Below are 24,173 nucleotides of genomic sequence, written 5' to 3' on the forward strand. Positions count from 1 at the left end.
GCGTCCGGGCTTATGCCGATCGAAATGGGTTGTGCGCACGGCTTTATATCATGAAAATAGATGGATTCAGACTAGCAGAATCCTTGATCGCACCGCCCAGCGGGCCGCAGAGCGCTGAAAACGCCTTGTAAGCCGCTGATTCGCAAGTGTCTTTTCGAAAAAATCCCATGCCGCGCCCCCTTTCCGCCACGATTCATACCGCTGCTCTCGCCAATAACCTCGCTGTCGCGCGGCGCTATGCGCCGAAATCAAAAGTCTGGGCCGTCGTCAAGGCTAATGCCTACGGGCATGGCCTCGCGCGCGTGTTTCCCGGATTGCGCGCGACGGACGGCTTTGGGTTGCTGGACCTCGAAGAAGCGGTGAAGTTGCGTGAATTGGGCTGGGCAGGCCCAATTCTTCTGCTGGAAGGCTTTTTTCGGCCGACCGACATCGACGTAATCGATCGCTACAGCCTGACCACGGCGCTGCATTCGGACGAGCAGCTGCGCATGCTCGAAATGGCGCGCCTGTCGAAACCGGTCAATATCCAGTTGAAGATGAACACCGGTATGAACCGGCTCGGCTACACGGTGGAAAAATTTCGTGCCGCATGGGAGCGCGCGCGCGCCTGCCAGGGCGTCGGCCAGATCACGTTGATGACGCATTTTTCCGATGCCGATGCCGAGCGCGGCATCGCGCATCAGATGGAGGCGTTCGCGCGCGGCGCGCAGGGCATCGCCGGTGCGCGCAGCCTGTCGAATTCGGCCGCGACACTGTGGCATCCCGAAGCGCATTTCGACTGGGTGCGTCCGGGCATCATCCTGTACGGCGCGTCGCCATCCGGCGTGACGGCCGCGATCGACGGCACCGGACTGCAGCCCGCGATGACGCTCGCGTCGGAACTGATCGCCGTGCAGACGCTCGGCGAAGGCAGTTCGGTCGGCTATGGGTCCACGTTCACCGCGCGCGCGCCGATGCGCATCGGCGTGGTCGCGTGCGGTTACGCGGACGGCTATCCGCGCGTCGCGCCCGAAGGCACGCCGGTGATCGTCGATGGGGTGCGCACGCGAATCGTTGGACGCGTGTCGATGGACATGCTGACCGTCGACCTGACCCCGGTGCCGACCGCCAACGTCGGCTCGCGCGTGGAACTGTGGGGTACCGCGCTGCCCATCGACGACGTCGCGCAAGCCTGCGGCACGATCGGCTACGAGCTGATGTGCGCGGTCGCGCCGCGTGTGCCGGTTCGGGCGGAGTGACGCGTGGCGAAAGCGAAGACGTTGTATATCTGCGGGGAATGCGGCGGACAGTCGCCCAAGTGGTCCGGTCAATGCCCGTCTTGCCAGGCGTGGAACACGCTCGTCGAATCGGTCGCAGAGGCGCCGTCCGCTCACCGTTTCCAGTCGCTCGCGAAGAGCACGCCAGTGCGGCGCCTCGCCGACATCGACGCGTCGGACGTGCCGCGCTTTTCCACCGGCGTCAGCGAATTCGACCGCGTGCTCGGCGGCGGCCTCGTGCCGGGCGGCGTGGTCCTGATCGGCGGCGATCCGGGCATCGGTAAATCTACATTGCTGCTGCAATCGCTCGCCGAGATCGCCGCGGACAAGCGCGCGCTCTATATCAGCGGCGAAGAGTCGGGCGCGCAGATCGCGTTGCGCGCGCAACGGCTCGCACTGCTCGAACCCGGCTCGAAGGCGAGCGAACTGCAATTGCTCGCGGAAATCCAGCTCGAAAAAATTCAGGCGACGATCACCGAGCAACGGCCCGAAGTCGCCGTGATCGATTCGATCCAGACCGTCTATTCGGATGCTTTGACATCGGCGCCGGGCTCGGTCTCGCAAGTGCGCGAGTGCGCCGCGCAACTGACGCGCATCGCCAAGCAGTCGGGCACCACGATCATCATGGTCGGACACGTGACGAAAGAGGGCGCGCTCGCGGGGCCGCGCGTGCTCGAACATATCGTCGATACGGTGCTGTACTTCGAGGGCGATACGCACTCGTCGTACCGTCTCGTGCGGGCGATCAAGAACCGTTTCGGCGCGGTCAACGAGCTCGGCGTGTTCGCGATGACCGAGCGTGGTTTGCGCGGCGTCGCGAATCCGTCGGCATTGTTTTTGTCGCAGCACGAGCAGTCGGTGCCGGGTTCGTGCGTGCTCGTCACGCAGGAGGGCACGCGGCCGTTGCTCGTCGAAGTGCAGGCGCTCGTCGATTCGGCCAACGCGCCGAATCCGCGCCGCCTCGCGGTCGGCCTCGAACAGAACCGGCTCGCGATGCTGCTCGCGGTGCTGCATCGGCATGCGGGCATCGCCTGTTTCGATCAGGACGTGTTCCTGAACGCGGTGGGTGGCGTGAAGATCTCCGAGCCCGCCGCCGACCTCTCGGTGCTGCTCGCGATTCATTCGTCGATGCGCAACAAGCCGCTGCCGAAGGGGCTCGTCGTATTCGGCGAAGTGGGCCTCGCCGGGGAAATCCGGCCGTCGCCGCGCGGTCAGGAACGCCTGAAGGAAGCGGCCAAGCTCGGCTTCTCGGTGGCGGTGATTCCGAAGGCCAATGCGCCGAAACAGCCGATCGAAGGCTTACAGGTCGTTGCGGTCGAACGGATCGAACAGGCCATCGACCGCGTCCGCACGCTCGAATAGACGGGGCCGGGACGGCTCGCCGGTACATTGCGCGCTCGCGGTCCCGTAATGCCCTGTAAATATCGCCATATTGGCTGTAACCTGGCCGCCATACCTTTTTCCTAAGCTGTAACGATATGCATCCCTTCTGATGCTCGAAAAAGGATCGCGCTTTGAAACAGTCACATGAAACCGCTGCCGACCCGCACATCCAGGTGCGCGGCTGCCGGGTCTCCGCACCGATTCATCGGCCATGGGGCGGCGCTTGCCGGATCGTCGAGTGGATCGACACCGCGGGGCAGATCTCGCGGCGCGTGGTGGCCGAAGACGTGACCGCCGCCGAAGTGCGCGCCACGATCAGCCGCCATGTGGAAGGTCGCAAGCACTTGCTGTACGACGACGAGAAGTCGCCGCGTCAAACGCTGCCGAGGCAGACGGCGACGCGGCGTTGACGGCGGCGGGTTAGGCCCCGTCGTCGTCTGAGTCGGCGGCGCTCGCGGCCGCCGCCGCATACGTGTGCGGATTGAACAGCGGATGCTGCGCCGCTTCAGCGGGCGTCAGCACCGGCGACGCGCAGCAATCGAGCGACTCCAACGATTCCACCCATTCGCCGAGCGTGCGGGTCGCGATCACCTCAGCGAGTTCCCGGATGAGTGCCAACGCATCGGGACCGCCGATCGCCTGCCCCAGGCTCCAGTGACGCGTCGCCCATTCGGGCCGATCGAGCGCCATGCACAGCGTTTCCCAGAACTTCAGTTCGAGCGCGCCGACCGCGAGCCAGCGCTGATCGCTCGTGCGGTACAGGTTGTAGCAGGGCACGCCGCCATTTAGCAGGCCACTGCCCGCTGCGGGCGCCGCCCCTTCGTTGACCAGCGACACCTGCGCGACGAAGTTGTGCGCATAGCTCGTGTGCGTCATCGATACATCGACGAAGCGGCCCGCGCCACCACGCGCGACATGCCAGAGCGCGGCGAGAATCTGCGTGACCGCGCTCAAGGCGCCACCGAGCAGATCGGCGATCTGGAAGTTCGGCAGGATCGGCGCACCGTCGCGGCTTGCCAGTTGATCGAGCACGCCGGCATAGCCGATGTAGTTCAGATCGTGGCCCGCATGGTCCGCGAACGGACCGCTTGCGCCATATCCGCTGATCGCGCAATAGACGAGCCGCGGATTGGCAGCGCCGAGCGTCGCGTAGCCGAGGCCGAGCCGCTCCATCACGCCGGGCCGGAAGCTCTCGATCAACACGTCGGCTTCGGCCGCGAGCGCGCGCAGCACGTTGCGTCCCGCTTCGGATTTGAGGTCGAGGCGCGTCTCGCGCTTGCCGCGATTGACCATCCGGTAGAACGCACCGGGCCTACCCGCGACACGATCGCTCGACGACTGCATCATCGTGCGCGTCGGGTCGCCCGCGCCGGGCGCTTCGATCTTCAGCACATCGGCGCCGAGCTCGGCGAGGCGCAGCGCGGCCGCCGGCCCCGGCAAGAGGCGCGTGAGGTCGAGCACGCGGAGTCCTTGCAACGGTGGCGGCACCTCGGTTGCCGTTGCAGCCGCGGGTCCAGACACCGATGACGGGGACGACGAGTTCGCAAATGACAAAGCCAAGCTCCCGTGGATGCCGGCGCGGCCCGGCCGTTGCGTGCCGCTAGCCGATCTGTTCGAGTTCCTCGTGCGTCTCGAGCCATTCGGCTTCGAGCGTATCGAGGCGCGCGTTCACGTCTGCCTGACGGCGGATCGCCTCCGTCAGTTTGCTCTTCTGCTCCGGCTCGTAGCTCGCGGGATCGGCGACGAATGTATCGAGCGTCGTCTTCTCCGCGTTGAGCGCGTCCATTTCCTTTTCGATCTTCGCGATGCGGCTTTGCAGCGGCTTCTTCAGATGCGCGAGCTTCTGCCGCGTTTCAGCTTCGAGGCGGCGCTGCTCCTTGCGATTGACGTTGCTGTCGCCATTTGCCGCGCCGCTGGACGCTGCGTCCGACGCACCGGAAGCATTCGCCTTCAACGCCGCGCGCTGCTCGGCCGCATGCTGCAGCAGCCAGTCGCGATAGTCGTCGAGATCGCCGTCGAATTCCTGCAGACGATGCTTCGCGACCAGCATGAACTGATCGGTCGTCGCGCGCAGCAGATGGCGGTCGTGCGACACCAGAATCAACGTGCCTTCGAATTGCGCGAGCGCCATCGTCAGCGCGTGGCGCGTTTCGAGGTCGAGGTGATTGGTCGGCTCGTCGAGCAGCAGAAGGTTCGGCTTCTGCCAGATGATCAGCGCGAGCGCGAGGCGTGCTTTCTCGCCGCCCGAGAACGGCGCGATCTTCGCGGTCGCCATGTCGCCGGAAAAGTTGAAGCTGCCGAGGAAGTCGCGCAGTTCCTGCTCGCGCGTATCGGGCGCGAGACGCGCGAGGTGCTGCAACGGCGTGTCGTCCGGACGCAGCGTTTCTAGCTGATGCTGCGCGAAGTAGCCGATGCGCAAGCCCTTGCCTTCGCGTACGTGGCCCGAGAGCGGTTCAAGCGTACCCGCGAGCGTCTTGATCAGCGTGGACTTGCCCTGGCCGTTCGCGCCGAGCAGGCCGATGCGCTGACCATTCTGGATCGACAGCATCACGCGCTCGACGATCGGAATCTCGCTGCCGTCTTCGGCGTGGTAGCCGCAGCGCACATCTTCCATCACCATCATCGGATTCGGCGCGGAGTCGGGCGTACGGAACTCGAACGTGAACGGCGACGCGATGTGCGCGGGCGCGATCAGCTCCATCTTCTCGAGCGCCTTCACCCGGCTTTGCGTCTGACGCGCCTTGGTGGCCTGCGCCTTGAAGCGGTTGATGTAGCTTTGCAGATGCGCGACCGTGCGCTGCTGCTTTTCGTACGCGCTCTGCTGCAGGGCGATCTGCTGCGCGCGCAGCACTTCGAATTGCGAGTAATTGCCGCCGTAGCGCTTGATCTGCTGGTTCTCGAGATGCAGCGTGACGTTGCAGACGGAATCGAGAAACTCGCGGTCGTGCGAGATCACGATCAGCGTGCCCGCATAGCGATTGAGCCAGTCTTCGAGCCAGACGATCGCGTCGAGGTCGAGGTGGTTGGTCGGTTCGTCGAGCAGCAGCAGGTCGGAGCGGCACATCAGCGCCTGCGCGAGATTCAGCCGCATGCGCCAGCCGCCCGAAAAACTGCTGACCGGCTCGCGGGTCTGGTCGAGCGTGAAACCGAGGCCGAGCAGCAGCGCTTCGGCGCGTGCCGGCGCGGTGTAGCCGTCGGCGTCGGCGAAGGCGGCGTGCGCTTCGGCTTCGGCCGCGCCGTCGTGCGCCGCGGAGGCGGCCGCGATGCGCGCTTCGATGTCGCGCAGCGCGGCGTCGCCGTCGAGCGTGTAGGCGAGGGCGGTTTTGTCGACGGCAGGCGTTTCCTGTGCGACGTGGGCGATGCGCCAGGTCGGCGGGATCGAGAAATCGCCACCGTCCGCATGCAGCTCGCCGCGCAGCACGGCGAACAGCGTCGACTTGCCCGCGCCGTTCGCCCCGACGAGGCCGGCTTTTTCACCGGGGTTCAACGTGAACGTGGTGTTGTCGAAAAGCGGCTTGGTGCCGCGCGCGAGGCTGAACTGATTGAAGCGGATCACGACGTGGCCGGCTGAAGAAAACCGCTATTTTAGACTGCCCGGCGGGTTGCCGGGCGCGCGGCGCCGATTGCCCGGCTGTCGCATTGAGCGCAGCCGCCATCGGCCATTCGGCCGACTGTATCGGCAGCGCTTTTGGCATAGACTGACGGCTTTCACGGGAGGGCACATGACATCGATCTATTCGTTTTCGGCACGCACGCTCGGCGGCGAGGAAGCGAGTCTCGCGAAGTACCAAGGCAAGGTGATGCTGATCGTCAATACCGCGAGCGAATGCGGGTTCACGCCGCAGTACGCGGGCTTGCAGAAGCTGTACGACACGTACGCGGCGCGCGGGCTCGCGGTGCTCGGTTTTCCGTGCAACCAGTTCGGCAAGCAGGAGCCGGGCGACGCCGCGCAGATCGGCAGCTTCTGCGAGAAGAATTACGGCGTGACGTTCCCGATGTTCGACAAGATCGACGTGAACGGCCCGAACGCGCACCCGCTATTCCGTTACCTGACGATCGAAGCGCCGGGGCTGCTCGGTCTCGAGGCGATCAAGTGGAATTTCACGAAGTTTCTGATCGGCCGCGACGGCAACGTGGTCAAGCGCTATGCGCCGCTGACCAAGCCCGAGGCGATCACCGAGGATATCGAAGCGCTGCTGTAAGCACGAGCGCCTCTACAGGATCGGCGAAAAGAGCCGTGCGACGTGCATCAGCATGCGTCGCAGCGCGTTCGCCTTGCGGTACTCGTCGCGGTCGATTTCGCGCGACTCGGCGAAGTCGTCGAGCAGCATCGTTTCGACTTCGAGCGCGAAACCGCGGTCGACGGTCAGCACCATGATCTCGAAGTTCAGACGGAACGAGCGGTTGTCGAGATTGGCGCTGCCGATCGCGGCCGCGCTGCTGTCGATCAGCACGACCTTCTGGTGCAGGAAACCCGGCTGATAGCGGAAGATGCGAATGCCCGCGCGCAGCGAGTCGTATGCATACAGCTTCGAAGCCTCGAACACCACCCGGTGATCGCGCCGGCTCGGAATCAGGATGCGCACGTCGACGCCGCGCAGCGCCGCGAGCCGCAGCGCGGCGAACACGGCTTCGTCGGGTACCAGGTAGGGCGTCGTGATCCAGATCCGTTCGCGCGCCGCGTTGATCGCTTCGACGAAAAACAGCGAGCAGGTTTCCTGCTTGTCGGCTGGGCCGCTTGGCAGCACGATGCAGTGCATGTTGTTCGCGGCGCGTTCGTGGGCGTCGTGGTCGCCGCGCTGATCGGCGGAGGGGGCGGCTGATTCGGCGGCCGGCGCGTCTAACTCGGGCAACTGCTGCGTGGCCCAGTACCAGTCCTCGATGAAGACGAACTGGATGCTGGCGACCGCCGGGCCGCGCACCTCGATATGCGTATCGCGCCACGGCGACAGCGGCGGCTTCGCGCCCAGATATTCGACGCCGACGTTATGACCGCCAATAAACGCGCGCTCGCCGTCGACCGCCACGATCTTGCGGTGATTGCGGAAATTCAGTTGCAGACGGTTGACGAAGCGGCGGTTCGTCGCGAACGGCTGCATCTCGATGCCGGCCGCGCGCAGTGTCGCGACGTAGCGGTGCGGCAGATCGAAGCTGCCGATGCTGTCGTACAGGAAGTACACGCGCACGCCCTGTTGCGCTTTCGCGATCAGCGCGTCTTTCAGCATGTCGCCGAGCGCGTCGTCGCGCACGATGAAGAACTGCACAATCACATAGTGGCGCGCGTTCTGGATCGCGTCGAAGATGGCCTCGAAAGTCGCCGTGCCGTTGATCAGCGTGCGCACGGTATTGCCGGGTAGGAACGGCATGCCGCCGAGGCGCGTCAGCGACTGCACGAGCCGCGAGCCGAGCTGCTGCGTCGGCACCCCGGCCGACGACGCGTGCGTGTCCCACACCTGCGGATGCGCGCGTGTGCGCAGCAGCTCGTTTTCGACTCGGCGCGCGTCCGCGTAGCCGGCGAACTTGCTGCGGCCAAGGAACAGGTAGGGCACGAGCGTCAGATAAGGCATCGCGACCAGCGATACGGCCCACGCGATCGCCCCTTGCGAGGTGCGGGTATGGAGAATCGCGTGACCGGCCGCGATGATGCCGAGAATGTGGGCAAGGAGAACCAGCGGGCCGACGTGAAGCAGGTCGAATGTCATAAGCTCGCGAACAGTTGGCGAAGCGCCGGGGTTCAGGAAACGGAGGCGGGCACAGGCTCGCTTCGTGGTCTGCGGCGAACGCGTCGGGCAACGAATTCAGACTGCGGCTGCGGCGCCTGGGAAAGCGCCAAAAACGGCCTAAAAACACGCGCTAAAAAATAGCGCAAAAACTCGTACGAATAAACCGTGTGTGCTGCGGCGCGCGTCACTTGCGAAATCCGACGCAAGCCGGCGCCGCGCACGCCGCGCGATCAAACGGACAGCATGCCGAACTCAGACCGGCAGGTCGCTGGCCTGGATCAGGAACACGTTGTCGTCGCCGGCGCTGGTCGACAGCCACACGAGGTCGAGACCGCCGAACGCCGCCTCGACGTGCTCGCGTTCGTTGCCGATCTCGATGACGAGCACGCCGTCTTCGGTCAGCCAGTTGCGCGCGCCGGCAATGATCCGGCGCACGATGTCCATGCCGTCCGCGCCACCCGCGAGCGCCATCTCCGGCTCGTGCTTGTATTCGGCCGGCAACTCCTGCATCGACTTCGCGTTCACGTACGGCGGGTTGCTGATGATCACGTCGTAGCGGCGCTCGGCGAGCGGCGCGTACAGATCGCCTTCGAACAGCGCGATGCGGTCGTCGAGGTGGTAGTCCAGCACGTTGCGCGTCGCGACTTCGAGCGCGGGCGCGGACAGATCGACCGCGTCGACGTCGGCGTTCGGGAACGCGTGGGCGGCGAGGATCGCGAGGCAGCCGGAGCCGGTGCACAGCTCGAGCACCGCGCCGACCTGCTCGGGGTCCTCGACGTACGGCTGCAGGCCGTCCTGCAGCAACTCGCCGATGAACGAGCGCGGCACGATCACGCGCTCGTCGACGTAAAAGCGATAGCCATGCATCCACGCTTCCTGCGTGATGTACGCGGCCGGCACGCGTTCGGCGGCGCGTCGCTCGATCACTTTCAGCACCGCCTCGATTTCGGCCGTGGTCAGGCGCGCGTCGAGAAACGGCTCGAGCAGGTCGAGCGGCAGGTGCAGCGTGTGCAGGATCAGATAGGCGGCTTCGTCGTAGGCATTGGCCGAGCCGTGGCCGAACGACAGCTTGGCCTCGCTAAAACGCGACACTGCATAACGCAGCAGGTCGCGGACGGTGCAAAAAGGAAGCGTCATCGCAAGGTTCCTGGTTATGCGATCAGTTGTTCGAGCACGCGGCGATACACGTTCTTCAGCGGCTCGATATCGGCGACTTCGATATGTTCGTCGATCTTGTGGATGCTTGCGTTCAGCGGACCGAACTCGATCACCTGCTTGCAGATGCGCGCGATGAAGCGGCCGTCCGACGTGCCGCCGGTGGTCGACAACTCGGTGTCGACGCCGGTCTCGTCCTTGATCGCTTGCGCGAGCGCGCTCGACAGCTCGCCGCGCGGGGTGATAAACGGCAGGCCGCTCACGGTCCAATGCAGTTCGTATTCGAGGCCGTGTTTGTCGAGAATCGCGTGCACGCGCTTTTGCAGGCCTTCGACGGTGCTCGCGGTCGAGAAGCGGAAGTTGAACATCACGTCCGCATGGCCGGGGATCACGTTGGTCGCGCCGGCGCCGCTGTGGATGTTCGACACCTGCCAGGTGGTCGGCGGGAAATATTCGTTGCCATCGTCCCAGCGCTCGGCGACGAGCTCGGCGAGCGCGGGCGCGAGCAGGTGCACCGGATTCTTCGCCAGATGCGGATAAGCGATATGGCCTTGCACGCCCTTGACGATCAGCTTGCCCGACATCGAGCCGCGCCGGCCATTCTTGACCATGTCGCCGAACCGCTCGCTCGACGTCGGCTCGCCGACGATGCAGTAGTCCATGCGCTCACCGCGCTCCTGCAATGCTTCGACGACCTTGACGGTGCCGTCGGTGGCGGGGCCTTCCTCGTCGCTCGTGATCAGGAACGCGATCGAGCCGCGGTGCTGAGGGTTGGCCGCGACGAACTCCTCGCTCGCGACGACGAAGCCGGCGATCGACGCCTTCATGTCCGCCGCGCCGCGGCCGTACAGCTTGCCGTCGCGCTGGGTCGGCTCGAACGGCGCCGAGCGCCATTGTTCGAGCGGGCCGGTCGGCACCACGTCGGTGTGACCGGCGAACGCGAGCAGCTTGCCCGCGGTGCCGTCGACGCCGCGTTTTACGGCCCACAGGTTGGTCACGCCGTTGGATTCGATCGTCTCGTGCTCGAAGCCGAGCGCGGCCAGGCGCTCGATCAGCAGACGCTGGCAATGCTGGTCGTCGGGCGTCACGGACGCGCGCGCGATCAGTTGTTCGGTAAGGGCGAGGGTGCCGGACATGGATTCAGTACAAGCCACTTTGAAATGAAAAAATGCCGGCTCGCGGTGAGCCACCGCAGCCGGCAACAGCCTTTGAACGACGCGGCGCGAGGCCGCGCGTCATGCTACCTCGTGCCTGGCAGTCGCTCAGGCAAACAGCGCCGCGTACTCGTCAGCGGAAAAACCGAGCGACTTCACGCGCCCGTTCACGACCAGCACCGGCCGCTTGATCACCGACGGCTTGTGGATCATCAGCGCGATCGCGCCCGGCTGCGTTTCCGCGGCCGCCTTCATGTCGTCGGACAGCGCGCGCCACGTCGTGCCGCGGCGGTTCAGCAGCGCGTCGAGTTTGACGTCCTTCAACCAGTCCTGCACCAGCGGCTCGGTTACGCCGGCCTTCTTGAAGTCGTGAAACTCGAACTCGACGCCGTGCTCTTCGAGCCACACACGGGCCTTCTTCACGGTGTCGCAGTTCGGAATACCGTAGATGACGGTTTTGGTGCCGCGCGCCATCAGTCGCCTCGCAGCAACTCGTTCAGGCCGACCTTCGCGCGCGTTTTCGCGTCGACCTTCTTGACGATGACCGCGCAGTACAGGCTGTGCGTGCCGTCCTTCGACGGCAGGTTGCCCGCTACCACGACCGAGCCCGCCGGAATGCGGCCGTACGTGACTTCGCCGGTTTCGCGGTCGTAAATCTTGGTGCTCTGGCCGAGGTACACGCCCATCGAGATCACCGAGTTTTCCTCGACGATCACGCCTTCGACGACTTCCGAGCGCGCGCCGATGAAGCAGTTGTCTTCGATGATGACCGGGTTCGCCTGCAGCGGCTCGAGCACGCCGCCGATGCCGACACCGCCCGACAGGTGCACGTTCTTGCCGATCTGCGCGCACGAACCGACGGTGGCCCACGTGTCGACCATCGTGCCTTCGTCGACGTATGCGCCGATGTTGGTGTACGACGGCATCAGCACGACGTTCTTCGCGATGAACGAGCCGCGGCGCGCGATCGCGGGCGGCACCACGCGGAAGCCGCCGGCGGCGAAGTCTTCAGCGGTGTAGTTCGCGAACTTCGACGGCACCTTGTCGTAGAACTGGCTGTAGCCGCCGGCCGGCATCGGCGCGTTGTCTTCCAGACGGAACGACAGCAGCACGGCCTTCTTCAGCCACTGGTTGACGACCCAGTCGCCGTCCTTCTTTTCGGCGACGCGCAGCGCGCCCTTATCGAGTTGCTCGATCGCGTGGGCGACGGCTTCGCGCACTTCGGCCGGCGCGGCTTTCGGCGACAGCTCGGCGCGGTTGTCCCAGGCGGTATCGATGATGCTCTGAAGTTGTTGCGACATATGCGTGATTTTATGAAGGGTTGATGTCTGGAGATGGGGTGCGGTGCGGCTCGGGTGCGGCTCAAGCCGCAGCGAGAGATCGGCAGAATTCGACGATCCGCTGCGCGCCTGCCGTGCATTCGTCGACATCGGCGACGAGCGCGAGGCGCACGAAATTGCGGCCGGGGTTCACGCCGTGCGCGGTGCGCGCGAGGAACGAGCCCGGCAGAACCGTCACATTATAGTCGGCGTAGAGGCGCTGGGCGAACTCGGTGTCGGTGAGGCCGGTGCGCTCGACATTGGCCCACAGGTAGAACGCGGCGTCGGGCAGGCGCACGTCGAGCACGTCGGCGAGCATCGGCGTGACGGTCGTGAACTTCTGCAGGTACTTCGCGCGGTTCTCGCGCACGTGCGTCTCGTCGCTCCACGCGACCACGCTCGCGCTCTGGTACACGGTGGAGAGCGCCGCGCCGTGGTACGTGCGGTACAGCAGGAACGACTTCAGAATCGACGCGTCGCCGGCGACGAAGCCCGAGCGCATGCCCGGTACGTTCGAGCGCTTCGACAGGCTGGACAGCATCACGAGGCGCTCGAAGCCGCGGCCGAGCCGGTGGGCCGCTTCGAGACCGCCGAGCGGCGGCTTCGACTCGTCGAAATAGATCTCCGAGTAGCACTCGTCCGACGCGATCACGAAGCCGTAGCGGTCCGATAGGGCGAACAGTTCGCGCCAGTCGTCGAGCGTGAGCACGGCGCCGGTCGGGTTGCCCGGCGAGCAGACGTACAGCAGTTGCGTGCGGGCCCAGACCTCCGCGGGCACCGCCGAGTAGTCGCACGCGAAGTTGCGCGCCGGGTCGCTATTGACGAAATACGGCTGCGCGCCGCCGAGCAGCGCCGCGCCTTCATAGATTTGGTAGAACGGGTTCGGACAGAGTACGATCGCAGGCTCTCCGTCGGCATCGCGGCGCGGGTTCAGCACCGTCTGCGCAAGCGCGAACAGCGCTTCGCGCGAACCGGACACCGGCAGCACCTCGGTCAGCGGATCGAGCGGCGGCAGGTTGTAGCGTTGCGTGGCCCACTTCGCGATCGACTCACGCAGCGGCGCCGAGCCGAGCGTGGCCGGATAGGCAGCGAGGCCGCCGAGCGAAGCGATGACGGCGTCGCGGATCAGCGGCGGCGTCGGATGTTTAGGCTCGCCGATGCCGAAGCTGATATGCGCGAGGCCGGCCGGCGGCGTGACGTCCTTGAAAAGCAGGCGCAGCTTTTCGAACGGATAGGGCTGAAGGGAGTCGAGTAGCGGATTCACGGACGAGTGGGCCTGATCGGAATGAACGCGGATGAAAGTCGGGACAACCGGGCAAGCGCGCCGGCGGGCGTCGGCGCATCAAACATGAATCGGCATCCCTGCGCGCGATGCACTGGCCAGCGACGAGCCGGCCACCAGCGGCGGCGAACGGACGATTATAGCGTGGCGCGCCCGCGGGCCAAGCGGGAGCTTGCCGCGCGGCGCGGCAGCAATCCGTGAGGCGGCGCACCGGCGCGCCGCGGCGGGAACGGCGCGAATCCGCTACGGTTCGCGTAAAAGAATACGCAGGAGCAGCAAATGTACGCAGCAGAGCAGCAGACGGCCGGCCGGGCCCTCATCCGACCCACCCGCGACGCTCGTCGGAGTCCGGCCCCATGACCAACTGGCTTCGCAACGGCTGGCCGACGCTCGCGATCATGCTGGGCGCGTCGGTCTGGGGGATGGTCTGGTACCCGCTGCGCATGCTCGCCGCGCTCGGCGTGACCGGCACCGCAGCGAGCGCGCTGACGAGCGGCACCGGCTGCCTGTTCGTGCTGCTCGTGCGGCATCGCGCGCTGAAGACCGTGCGATGGCACTGGCTGCTGCCGGCGCTCGCGCTCGCCGCTGGCGTCACAAATCTGGGCTTCGTGTGGGGCGCGATTCACGGTCAGGTGATGCGCGTGCTGCTGTTGTTCTATCTGACGCCCGCGTGGACCGCGCTGTTCGCGCATTTCATCCTGCATGAGAGGCTCACGTGGTCGGGCGCGGCGCTGGCCGCGCTGTCGCTCGCGGGCGCGATGACGATGCTGTGGTCGCCGCGGCTCGGCGTTCCGGTGCCTGGCAATCCCGCCGAATGGGCTGGGCTCGCCGGCGGCATGGGCTTCGCGATGAGCAATGTGCTGATCCTGAAGACGAGCCGCGTCCTGCCGGACATGAAGCCCGAAATGCGCACCGCGGTGATCTTCGGCGGCGCGGCGTTGTTCGGCGCGCTCGCCTCGCTCATCGAGCCGATGCCCGCGCCGCCCACCGGCGCGCATCTGGGTACCGCGGCGCTGCTCGTGCTCGGCCTCGGTCTGCTGCTCGCGTCGAACAATATGCTGGTGCAGTACGGGCTCTCGCGTGTGCCGGCCAATCGCGCTTCGATCATCATGCTGTTCGAACTCGTCGTGACGGCGCTGTCGGCGTGGCTGTTCGCCGGCGAAGTACCGGGGCCGCGCGAATGGGCCGGCGGCGCGTGCATCGTGCTCGCATCGGCGTTGTCGAGCTGGGTGCATCGGACGAAGACGGTGCCGCCCGATCCGGCCATCGGCGACACGGACGGGCCGGGCGGCGACGATGGGCGCGGTGACCCGCGCGGTGACCAACACGGCCGAGACGGCGACAGCGACGACCACCGAAAGGGCGGTAAGAATCGTCCACGCGCGATGGTATGATTCCCCCTCATTAGCCGGCGCATGCGCACCTGTGCCTCCGATGTGCATGAGCGCATGCAGCCGGCAACCAAATTGCGAAGGCTCGCGAGGTTGCGTGGGGCCGTCCCGCCACGGCGGTGAACGACTGGCGCAACCTCGCGAGCCACCTATCACACTCTCTTTTCAAACAGCGAAATCGCCGTGCGGCTCACCTCGATCAAACTCGCTGGCTTCAAATCCTTCGTCGATCCCACGCATTTCCAGGTCCCAGGCCAACTGGTTGGCGTGGTCGGTCCGAACGGGTGCGGCAAATCCAACATCATCGACGCCGTGCGCTGGGTGCTCGGCGAATCGCGCGCCTCCGAATTGCGCGGCGAGTCGATGCAGGACGTGATCTTCAACGGCTCGACCGCCCGCAAACCCGGCAGCCGCGCGAGCGTCGAACTCGTGTTCGACAACGCAGACGGCCGCGCCGCCGGCCAGTGGGGCCAGTATGCGGAGATCGCCGTGAAGCGCGTGCTGACGCGCGACGGCACCTCGAGCTACTACATCAACAATCTGCCGGCACGCCGCCGTGACATTCAGGACATCTTCCTCGGCACCGGCCTCGGGCCGCGCGCGTACGCGATCATCGGGCAGGGCATGATCGCGCGGCTGATCGAGGCGAAGCCCGAAGAGCTGCGCGTGTTCCTCGAAGAAGCCGCCGGCGTGTCGAAGTACAAGGAGCGCCGCCGCGAGACCGAGAACCGTCTGCACGACACGCGCGAGAACCTGACGCGCGTCGAGGACATCATCCGCGAGCTCGGCACGAATCTCGAGAAGCTGGAGGGGCAGGCGGTCGTCGCGACGCGATATCGCGAGCTGCAAAGCGACGGCGAGGAAAAGCAGCGTCTGCTGTGGCTGTTGCGCAAGAACGAAGCGGCTGGCGAGCAGCAGCGCCAGCAGCGCGCGATCGAACAGGCGCAGATCGACCTCGAGGCGCAAACCGCGAAGCTGCGCGAAGTCGAGGCGGAACTCGAAACGCTGCGCGTCGCGCACTATTCGGCGAGCGACGCGATGCAGGGCGCGCAGGGCGCGCTGTACGAGGCGAACGCGGAAGTGAGCCGGCTGGAAGCCGAGATCCGCTTCATCGTCGAATCGCGCAACCGCGTGCAGGCGCAGATCGCTGCGCTCACGGCGCAGCGCGAGCAATGGCAATCGCAAGCCGACAAGGCGCAGGACGATATCGCCGACGCCGAAGAGCAATTGGCCGTCGCCGAAGAAAAAGCCCTGCTGGCCGAAGAGGACGCCGCCGCTAAGCACGACGCGCTGCCCGCGCTCGAAGCGCGCTGGCGCGACGCGCAGGCGGAGCTGAACACCGAGCGCGCCGGCATCGCACAGACCGAGCAGGCGCTGAAGCTCGAAGCCGCGCATCAGCGCAATGCCGATCAGCAATTGCAGCAACTGCAGCAGCGCCAGGAGCGGCTGAAATCGGAAGAAGGCGGGCTCGACGCGCCCGACGAGGCGCAGCTCGAGGAGTTGCGCATGCAGCTCGCCGAGCACGAGGAAATCCTGCACGACGCGCAGGAACGCCTCGCCGATGCGCAGGAAACACTGCCGCGGCTCGACGGCGAACGGCGCGCCGCGCAGGAGCGCGTGCAGGCCGAAAGCGCGCAGATCCATCAGCTCGATGCGCGCCTCGCCGCGCTCAAGCAGCTGCAGGAAAACGTGCAGACCGAAGGCAAGATCCAGCCGTGGCTCGACAAGCACGAATTGGGCAGCCTGCCGCGTCTGTGGAAGAAGCTGCATGTCGAAGCCGGTTGGGAAACCGCGCTCGAAGCGGTGTTGCGCGAGCGCCTCGCGGCCCTCGAAGTGTCGAATCTCGACTGGGTCAAGGCGTTCGCAACCGACGCGCCACCCGCCAAGCTCGCGTTCTACGCACCGCCCGCGGCCGGCCAGCCGGCCTTGGCGGCCGGCGCGCTGCGCTCGCTACTGTCGCTCGTGCGCATCGAGGACGCGGGTATCCGCGCGGTGCTGACCGACTGGCTCGGCCGCGCGTACGTCGCCGACGATTTGCAGCAGGCGCTTTCGATGCGCGCGCAGCTGCCCGACGGCGGCGCATTCGTCGTGAAGGCGGGGCACGTGGTCACGCGCGTCGGCGTGCAGTTGTACGCGGCCGATTCCGAACAGGCCGGCATGCTCGCGCGTCAGCAGGAAATCGAGAACCTCGGCCGCCAGGTGCGTGCGCAGGCCTTGCTCGCCGACGAGGCGAAGGCCGCCGCGATCCGCGCCGAAGCCGCGCACACGCAAGCCGCGCAAGCGCTCGCCGAAATGCGTCAGCAGGCCGAGCGCGCGACGCAGCGGGTCCACGCGTTGCAGATGGACGTGCTGAAGCTCACTCAGGCGCACGAGCGCTACACACAGCGCAGCACGCAGATTCGCGAGGAACTCGAAGAGATCGCCGCGCAGGTCGACGAGCAGCGTGCGCTGCGCGCGGAATCGGAAGCGAACTTCGAGCGTCACGACGGCGAGCTCGCCGAACTGCAGGCGCGCTTCGAAGACCATCAGCTCGCCTTCGAAGCGCTCGACGAAGAACTGACGACCGCCCGCGGCGAGGCACGCGATCTCGACCGCGCCGCCACCGACGCGCGCTTCGCCGCGCGCAACATGGCGAACCGCATCGACGAACTGAAGCGCAGCATCCAGGTCGCGCATGAGCAGAGCGAGCGCGTCGCGGGCTCGCTCGAAGATGCTCGCGCCGAGCTCGAAACGATCAACGAGCAGACCGCGCACACCGGTCTGCAGGACGCGCTCGATATCCGCGCCGTCAAGGAAGAGGCGCTGCGCGCCGCGCGCGTCGAGCTCGACGACCTGACCGCGAAGCTGCGCTCGGCCGATGAAACGCGCCTCACCGCCGAGCGCGCGCTGCAGCCGCTGCGCGACCGCATCAACGAATTGCAGTTGAAGGAGCAGGCCGCGCGCATCAACGGCGAGCAGTTCGTCGAGCAGTTGAGCGCGGCCGGGGTCGATGAAGCCGAATTGCAGGCCAAGCTGACGCCGGACCTGAAGCCGTCGTACCTGCAGGGCGAAGTCACCCGCATCAACAACGCGATCATCGCGCTCGGGCCGGTCAACATGGCCGCGCTCGACGAGCTGAAGGCCGCGACCGAGCGCAAGAGCTTCCTCGATTCGCAGTCGGCCGACCTGACGAGCGCGATCGAAACGCTCGAAGACGCGATCCGCAAGATCGACGCCGAGACGCGCACGCTGCTGCAAAGCACGTTCGATGAAGTGAACCGTCATTTCGGCGAACTGTTCCCGCGTCTCTTCGGTGGCGGCCAGGCGAAGCTGATCATGACCGGCGACGAAATCCTCGACGCCGGCGTGCAGGTGATGGCGCAGCCGCCGGGCAAGAAGAATTCGACGATTCATCTGCTGTCGGGCGGCGAGAAAGCGCTGACCGCGACCGCGCTCGTGTTCGCGATGTTCCAGCTGAATCCGGCGCCATTCTGTCTGCTCGACGAAGTGGACGCGCCGCTCGACGACGCCAACACCGAGCGCTTTGCGAATCTGGTCCGGGCGATGTCGGACAAAACCCAGTTCCTGTTCATCTCGCACAACAAGATCGCGATGGAGATGGCGCAACAGCTGATCGGCGTGACGATGCAGGAGCAGGGCGTCTCGCGGATCGTCGCGGTCGACATGGAAACGGCGGCGGGTTTCGCCCAGAATATTGTTTGAGTTAACGCCTTCGCGGGCATCCGCATCCAGCGCAGCGGCCTCGATGAGAGCCGCGCGGTACGTGGAGCGGACGACAGGCCCGCGTGGATAGAAGAATTGCTGATGGAGCATGCATGGACGAGTTGACACTCGGGTTGATCGGCGCAGGTGCCGTGGTGGTGGGGGGCGTGGTCGTGTACAACGCGTGGCAGGGCGCGAAGGTGCGTCGCAAGATGCCGCGGCCGATGCCGGCCGACACCGCCGAGAGCTTTGCCCGCGACGAGCATGAGGAGCAGAGTCCGTTCATCGAGCCGGCCCGGCCGACCACGCGGCGTGAGCCCAGCGTGAGCGCCGAAGCGACCGCGCATTCGAGCGCCGCGCGCGTGGAGCCGACGTTCGGCGCGGGCGCGGCGCCGCTCGATACACCGGCCGATATCCAGGCCGAGATGACGTCGCCGAACGGTTATCCGTCGGCGGATGCCGATACCGCCGGCGAAGGCGAGCATGCGGCGGCGCCGGACGCGGACGTGGAGCGACCCGTCGCCGAAGCGGCCGCGCCCCAGCCGGCGTCCACCGAGCACGAGCGGGTCGAGCCGATCCTGCCGGCTGCCACGACGATTTCGTCGGCGCCACCGGCCATCGTCGACCGGCGCATCGACTGTATCGTGCCGATCCGGCTGAATGGCCCCGTGGCCGGCGACAAAGTGTTGCCGCTCGCGCAGCGCTTGCGTCGCGCGGGCAGCAAGCCGGTGCATATCGAAGGCAAGCCTGAAGGCGGCGGCGCGTGGGAGCTGCTGCAGAACGGCACGCGCTACGAAGAACTGCGCGCGGCCGCGCAGCTCGCGAACCGCAGCGGCGCGCTCAACGAGCTCGAATTTTCCGAGTTCGTGACCGGCGTGCAGCAGTTCGCCGACGCGCTCGACGCCGCGCCGGAATTCCCCGACATGCTCGAAACCGTCGCGATGGCGCGCGAGCTCGACGGCTTTGCCGCCCAGTGCGACGCACAGCTGTCGATCAACGTGCTGTCGGACGGCGCGCCGTGGTCGGCCAATTACGTGCAGGCGGTCGCGTCGCAGGACGGTCTGCTGCTGTCGCGTGACGGCACGCGCTTCGTCAAGCTCGACTCGCGGCAAAACCCGGTATTCATGCTGCAATTCGGCGACACCAATTTCCTGCGCGACGACCTCACGTACAAAGGCGGCGAGATGATCACGCTGGTGCTCGACGTGCCGGTCGCCGACGAAGACATCCTGCCGTTCCGTCTGATGTGCGATTACGCGAAGTCGCTGTCTGAGCGCATCGGCGGCCGCGTGGTCGACGACGGTCGTCGGCCGTTGCCCGAAAGCGCGCTGCTCGCGATCGAAAAGCAATTGATGACGCTGTACGCAAAGCTGGAGCAAGCGGGCATTCCGGCCGGTTCGCCGGCCACGCGGCGCCTGTTCAGCCAGTAAGCCGTTTCAGCGTTCCACCCGTTTTGACGACGGCCGCACGATGTGCGGCCGTCGTCGTTTCCGGCTTGCGTTGCAGCATGGCTCGCCCGGTATTCACCGATGTAAAGGGGCACGCTTCCTGCGATAATCCGATGTCCGACTTTCATCTCGAGAAGCCTCCGACAGCATGGCCCGATCCTCCGTCCCTTCTTCCGCAACCAGCGCTCCGGCCGAACGGGCCGTGTGGTTGCGCGCGGAACTCGAACGCGCGAACTACGCGTACTACGTGCTCGATCAGCCGGATCTGCCGGATGCCGAGTACGACAAGCTGTTCAAGGAACTGGAGCGCATCGAGGCCGAGCATCCGGATCTGATCGTGCCCGATTCGCCGACGCAGCGCGTCGGCGGCGAGGCCGCGAGCGGTTTCGAACCGGTCGTGCACGATCAGCCAATGCTGTCGCTGAACAACGGTTTCGCCGACGAAGACATCGTCGCGTTCGACAAGCGCATCGGCGACGCGCTCGGCAACAACGCTAGCGAGCCGCCGGTCCCCGTCGACTACGCGGCCGAGCTGAAATTCGACGGTCTTGCGATCTCGCTGCGCTACGTCGACGGCGTGTTCGTGCAGGCGTCCACACGCGGGGACGGCACGACTGGCGAGAACGTCACCGAAAACGTCCGTACGATCCGCTCGATTCCGCTGAAGCTGAAGGGCAAGCGCGTGCCGCACGTGCTCGACGTGCGCGGCGAAGTGCTGATGTTCAAGCGCGATTTCGAGCGTCTGAACGAACGCCAGCGCGCCGCCGGGCAACGCGAATTCGCGAACCCGCGCAACGCGGCGGCGGGCAGCTTGCGCCAGCTCGATTCGAAGATCACCGCGCAGCGGCCGCTGTCGTTTTTCGCATATGGGATCGGCGTACTCGACGGCATCGAGATGCCAGCCACGCATAGCGAACTGCTCGACTGGTACAAGGAAATGGGCTTGCCGGTCAATGGCGAGCGGGCGGTCGTGCGTGGCGCCGAAGGCCTGCTCGGCTTCTTCCACGCGGTCGGCGAAAAGCGCGACAGGCTGCCGTACGACATCGACGGCGTGGTCTACAAGGTGAACCGGCGCGACGAGCAGGACAGGCTCGGCTTCGTGTCGCGCGCGCCGCGCTTCGCGCTCGCGCACAAATTCCCGGCGCAGGAAGCGCTGACGAAGCTCGTCGCGATCGACGTGCAAGTCGGCCGCACCGGCGCGATTACGCCGGTCGCGCGGTTGGAGCCGGTGTTCGTCGGCGGCGCGACGGTCACGAACGCGACCCTGCATAACGAAGACGAAGTGCGCCGCAAGGACATCCGCATCGGCGATACCGTAATCGTGCGGCGTGCTGGCGACGTGATTCCGGAGGTGGTCAGCGCGCTGCTCGACCGTCGTCCGGCCGATGCGCGCGAGTTCGTGATGCCGACGCAGTGCCCGGTGTGCGGCTCGGCGATCGAGCGGCTGCCCGACGAGGCGATTGCGCGCTGCACGGGCGGGCTCTTCTGTCCGGCGCAGCGCAAGCAGGCGCTGTGGCACTTCGCGCAGCGCCGCGCGCTCGATATCGACGGCCTCGGCGAGAAGATCATCGATCAGCTGGTCGAGCAGAACCTGGTCCGCACGCCGGCCGATCTGTTCAATCTCGGCTTTGCGACGCTCGCGGAGCTCGACCGCTTCGCCGATAAATCGGCGCAGAACCTGCTCGACTCGCTCGAAAAGGCCAAGCACACGACGCTCGCGCGCTTTATCTACGCGCTGGGGATTCGCCATGTCGGCGAATCGACCGCGAAGGATCTTGCGAAGCACTTCGGCTCGCTCGATCCGATCATGGATGCGTCGCTCGAAGCGCTGCTCGAAGTCAACGACGTGGGGCCGGTCGTCGCCGAATCGATCCATCAGTTCTTCGCCGAGGATCACAACCGCACGGTGATCGAGCAACTGCGCGCGCCGGGCAGAGTCACGTGGCCCGAGGGTCCGCCCGCGCCGAAGGCGCCCCAGGGCGTGCTGGCCGGCCAGACGGTGGTGCTGACCGGGACGCTGCCGAACCTGTCGCGCGAGGACGCGAAGGAAATGCTTGAGGCGGCCGGCGCGAAGGTCGCGGGGTCGGTATCGAAGAAAACCAGTTACGTGGTGGCGGGCGCCGACGCGGGCAGCAAACTCGCGAAGGCCGAGGAACTCGGCATCCCCGTACTCGACGAAGATGGTATGCGCAAGCTCCTGGAGGGGCACTGATGATTCACGACATTCTGAAGATGGGCGATCCGCGCTTGCTGCGAATCGCCGAGCCGGTCGATCACTTCGACACGCCCGAGCTGCACCGGCTCGTGGAAGACATGTTCGAGACCATGCACGCGGCAAATGGCGCGGGTCTTGCCGCACCGCAGATCGGCGTCAATCTGCAGGTGGTGATCTTCGGCTTCGGCTCGAACGAGCGCTATCCGGACGCGCCGCCGGTGCCGGAGACGGTGCTGATCAATCCGACCATTACGCCGGTGTCGCAGGACATGGAAGAGAGCTGGGAGGGTTGCCTGTCGGTGCCGGGACTGCGCGGCGTGGTGAGCCGGTTTTCGATGATCCGTTATCACGGCTTCGATCAGTTCGGCAATCCGATCGATCGGGTCGCCGAGGGCTTTCACGCAAGGGTCGTGCAGCACGAATGCGATCATCTGATCGGCAAGCTGTATCCGATGCGGATTACCGATTTCTCGAGGTTCGGCTTTACCGAAATCCTGTTTCCCGATCTCGATCCGAATAGCGACGACTGACACGGCTGCCGCCAACAAAAAACCCACGCCTGAGTGCGTGGGTTTTTTGTTGTGCCGATGCGCCCGCTCCGAGCAACGACGCGCATTGGACGAACCTCAGAACGATTCGTCTTCCGACAGATAGCGCCACTGTCCCGGCGGCAGCGCGCCGAGCATCACGTTGCCCATGCGCACGCGCTTCAGGCCCACCACTTCGAGACCGACCAGTTCGCACATGCGGCGAATTTGACGCTTCTTGCCTTCGCGCAGCACGAAACGCAACTGCTCGCCGTTTTGCCAGCTGACCTGCGCGGGCTTCAGCGCGACGTCGTCGAGCGACAGGCCGTGGCGCAGCAGAGCGAGTTTTTCGGCCGGGAAATGGCTTTCGACGTCGACCGTGTGATCGCCGTAGGCGACGCGCACCAGATACTCCTTGTCCACGTCCGAATGACCGCCGATCAGTTGCTTCGCGATGCGGCCGTCCTGCGTCAGCACCAGCAGGCCGGTCGAATCGATGTCGAGACGTCCGGCCGGCGCGAGCTGGCGCAGATGCGACACCGAGAAGCGGATGCCCGAATGGTCGCCTTCCCAGCGATTCTCCGGCGTGACGAGCGTGATGGCCGGCTGATAGCCGTCCTCCGCCTGTCCCGACACGAGGCCGACCGGCTTGTGGACGATCACGGTCACCTGGCTCGACTGAAAGGCTTCGGCGGCCGGGTCAATGTCGATGCGCTGATCCGGGAACACCTTGGTGCCGAGCGTATCGACGCGCTCGCCGTCGACCATGACCCAGCCTTTCTCGATCCACTCGTCGGCCTCGCGGCGCGAGCACAGGCCGAGCTTGGACATCAGCTTCGACAGACGCAGCATGCCCGGCGCGTCTTCTCGATCGCGGCGGGGCGGGTGCGGGGTGTCGATGGTGGTGTCAACGGGTTGGGCTGTTGCCGATGCCGAGGTTCGCGGCTTGGCGGCGCGGGCGGGCCGGTCGTCGCCGAAGCGGCGGTTTGCGGCTGGCAGCGTGTCGTCGAAGCTGCGCGCAGGACGCTCGCGACGCTCGGTACGTTCACCGCCGCGTGCGGCACGGTCGCCAGACTCGCGTCGCGTGGGCGTCCAGTCGCCGCCGCGTGCACCGCGCTCGCCGCGGTCCTCACGCGGGGCGCGCGCCGGACGCTCGGTGCGCTCGCCGTAGCCGCCCTTTACGGGTTTCGCGAAGTTGCGCTCGCCACGCTCGCCTTCGAAGCGGCGCGGGGCGCTGTCGCTGCGCTCGCCTCGATCGCCACCACGACGCTGTTGCGGTTCACCGCGATCGCTGCCGAAGCGCGGACGGTCGGCGGTATCGCGCTCCCGGCGCACCGGGCGGTCGTCACGCGGGCCGCCTTCCGACGGCCTGCCCGCACCTGCGCGCGGACCGCTGAACGAACGGCGTTCGCCGTCGTCGCGGCGCGGTGCGCGCTCGCCGCGCTCCGCATTGCCCTCGAAACGACGCGGCGCGCGTTCTGCACGCTCGCCGAATTCGCGACGGGGCGCGCGTTCGCCGCGCTCAGCGCCGCCTTGGAAGCGACGCGGTGCTCGTTCGCCACGCTCGCCGAATTCGCGCCGGGGGGCACGTTCGCCACCCTGAGCGCTGCCTTCGAAG

The 24,173-nt window shown here is 66.3% G+C and carries 18 protein-coding genes; 9 read left to right on the plus strand and 9 right to left on the minus strand.

Translation table 11 applies throughout. From position 1 onward, the window contains the following. The first annotated feature begins 167 nt into the window (after window positions 1-167). From alr to AB3X89_RS32410, 3 genes are all read left to right on the plus strand, one after another. Window positions 168-1,238: an alanine racemase gene (gene alr / locus AB3X89_RS32400; protein WP_368586898.1), complete on the plus strand. Its 1,071-nt coding sequence runs from the start codon at window positions 168-170 to the stop codon at window positions 1,236-1,238. Window positions 1,239-1,241: 3 nt separating this feature from the next. Continuing rightward, entirely contained in the window at window positions 1,242-2,618 is a 1,377-nt protein-coding gene (gene radA, locus AB3X89_RS32405; RefSeq protein ID WP_368586899.1) for a DNA repair protein RadA, read from the plus strand. Between the two features lie 152 nt (window positions 2,619-2,770). After that, window positions 2,771-3,049 (plus strand): DUF2866 domain-containing protein, encoded by a 279-nt coding sequence (locus tag AB3X89_RS32410; protein WP_368586900.1) that lies wholly within the window; start codon window positions 2,771-2,773, stop codon window positions 3,047-3,049. Window positions 3,050-3,059: 10 nt separating this feature from the next. Here AB3X89_RS32410 and AB3X89_RS32415 read toward each other — a convergent pair whose 3' ends face one another. Then, window positions 3,060-4,115 (minus strand): CaiB/BaiF CoA transferase family protein, encoded by a 1,056-nt coding sequence (locus tag AB3X89_RS32415; RefSeq protein WP_368586901.1) that lies wholly within the window; start codon window positions 4,113-4,115, stop codon window positions 3,060-3,062. A gap of 124 nt (window positions 4,116-4,239) precedes the next feature. Further along, window positions 4,240-6,195 (minus strand): ATP-binding cassette domain-containing protein, encoded by a 1,956-nt coding sequence (locus AB3X89_RS32420; RefSeq protein WP_368586902.1) that lies wholly within the window; start codon window positions 6,193-6,195, stop codon window positions 4,240-4,242. Between the two features lie 166 nt (window positions 6,196-6,361). Here AB3X89_RS32420 and AB3X89_RS32425 point away from each other — a divergent pair, with 166 nt between their 5' ends. Beyond that, window positions 6,362-6,841 carry a glutathione peroxidase gene (locus AB3X89_RS32425; protein WP_368586903.1) on the plus strand — a complete coding sequence of 160 codons (480 nt, stop codon included), beginning with the start codon at window positions 6,362-6,364 and terminating at the stop codon, window positions 6,839-6,841. A 12-nt stretch (window positions 6,842-6,853) separates the two neighbouring features. Here AB3X89_RS32425 and cls read toward each other — a convergent pair whose 3' ends face one another. The 6 genes from cls to dapC all read right to left on the minus strand — a co-directional run bounded on the left by cls (window position 6,854) and on the right by dapC (window position 13,254). Continuing rightward, window positions 6,854-8,341, minus strand: a complete 1,488-nt coding sequence (gene cls / locus AB3X89_RS32430; RefSeq protein WP_368586904.1) for a cardiolipin synthase — start codon at window positions 8,339-8,341, stop codon at window positions 6,854-6,856. A gap of 273 nt (window positions 8,342-8,614) precedes the next feature. Beyond that, a complete protein-coding gene (prmB, locus tag AB3X89_RS32435) occupies window positions 8,615-9,499 on the minus strand; it encodes a 50S ribosomal protein L3 N(5)-glutamine methyltransferase (RefSeq protein ID WP_368586905.1) in 885 nt (294 codons plus the stop codon). A gap of 14 nt (window positions 9,500-9,513) precedes the next feature. After that, window positions 9,514-10,653: a succinyl-diaminopimelate desuccinylase gene (dapE, locus tag AB3X89_RS32440; protein ID WP_368586906.1), complete on the minus strand. Its 1,140-nt coding sequence runs from the start codon at window positions 10,651-10,653 to the stop codon at window positions 9,514-9,516. Between the two features lie 126 nt (window positions 10,654-10,779). After that, on the minus strand, window positions 10,780-11,145 hold the full coding sequence (locus AB3X89_RS32445; protein WP_368586907.1) for an ArsC family reductase: 366 nt from the start codon (window positions 11,143-11,145) through the stop codon (window positions 10,780-10,782). Next, window positions 11,145-11,972: a 2,3,4,5-tetrahydropyridine-2,6-dicarboxylate N-succinyltransferase gene (gene dapD / locus AB3X89_RS32450; RefSeq protein WP_008923562.1), complete on the minus strand. Its 828-nt coding sequence runs from the start codon at window positions 11,970-11,972 to the stop codon at window positions 11,145-11,147. The genes AB3X89_RS32445 and dapD overlap by 1 nt, the downstream gene beginning before the upstream one ends. A gap of 61 nt (window positions 11,973-12,033) precedes the next feature. Further along, the gene (gene dapC / locus AB3X89_RS32455) at window positions 12,034-13,254 is read right to left on the minus strand and encodes a succinyldiaminopimelate transaminase (protein ID WP_368586908.1); all 1,221 of its coding nucleotides are present in this window, start codon (window positions 13,252-13,254) and stop codon (window positions 12,034-12,036) included. Window positions 13,255-13,628: 374 nt separating this feature from the next. Between dapC and AB3X89_RS32460 the strand changes: the two genes are divergently transcribed. From AB3X89_RS32460 to def, 5 genes are all read left to right on the plus strand, one after another. After that, window positions 13,629-14,666: a DMT family transporter gene (locus AB3X89_RS32460; RefSeq protein ID WP_368586909.1), complete on the plus strand. Its 1,038-nt coding sequence runs from the start codon at window positions 13,629-13,631 to the stop codon at window positions 14,664-14,666. Window positions 14,667-14,846: 180 nt separating this feature from the next. Next, complete coding sequence (smc, locus tag AB3X89_RS32465; RefSeq protein ID WP_368586910.1) at window positions 14,847-18,365, plus strand: chromosome segregation protein SMC; 3,519 nt, start codon at window positions 14,847-14,849, stop codon at window positions 18,363-18,365. Between the two features lie 113 nt (window positions 18,366-18,478). After that, window positions 18,479-19,795 carry a cell division protein ZipA C-terminal FtsZ-binding domain-containing protein gene (locus AB3X89_RS32470; RefSeq protein WP_368586911.1) on the plus strand — a complete coding sequence of 439 codons (1,317 nt, stop codon included), beginning with the start codon at window positions 18,479-18,481 and terminating at the stop codon, window positions 19,793-19,795. A gap of 166 nt (window positions 19,796-19,961) precedes the next feature. Further along, on the plus strand, window positions 19,962-22,025 hold the full coding sequence (ligA, locus tag AB3X89_RS32475; RefSeq protein WP_368586912.1) for an NAD-dependent DNA ligase LigA: 2,064 nt from the start codon (window positions 19,962-19,964) through the stop codon (window positions 22,023-22,025). Continuing rightward, window positions 22,025-22,558 (plus strand): peptide deformylase, encoded by a 534-nt coding sequence (gene def, locus AB3X89_RS32480; protein ID WP_368586913.1) that lies wholly within the window; start codon window positions 22,025-22,027, stop codon window positions 22,556-22,558. Before ligA ends, def begins: the two co-directional genes overlap by 1 nt. Window positions 22,559-22,654: 96 nt before the next feature. Here def and AB3X89_RS32485 read toward each other — a convergent pair. Further along, window positions 22,655-24,173, minus strand: a 1,519-nt coding sequence (locus AB3X89_RS32485; protein ID WP_368586914.1) for a pseudouridine synthase, incomplete at its 5' end; no start/stop codon positions are given.

It is taken from the genome of Paraburkholderia sp. BR14320 (assembly GCF_040948665.1).
Taxonomy (GTDB): Bacteria; Pseudomonadota; Gammaproteobacteria; order Burkholderiales; family Burkholderiaceae; genus Paraburkholderia; species Paraburkholderia youngii.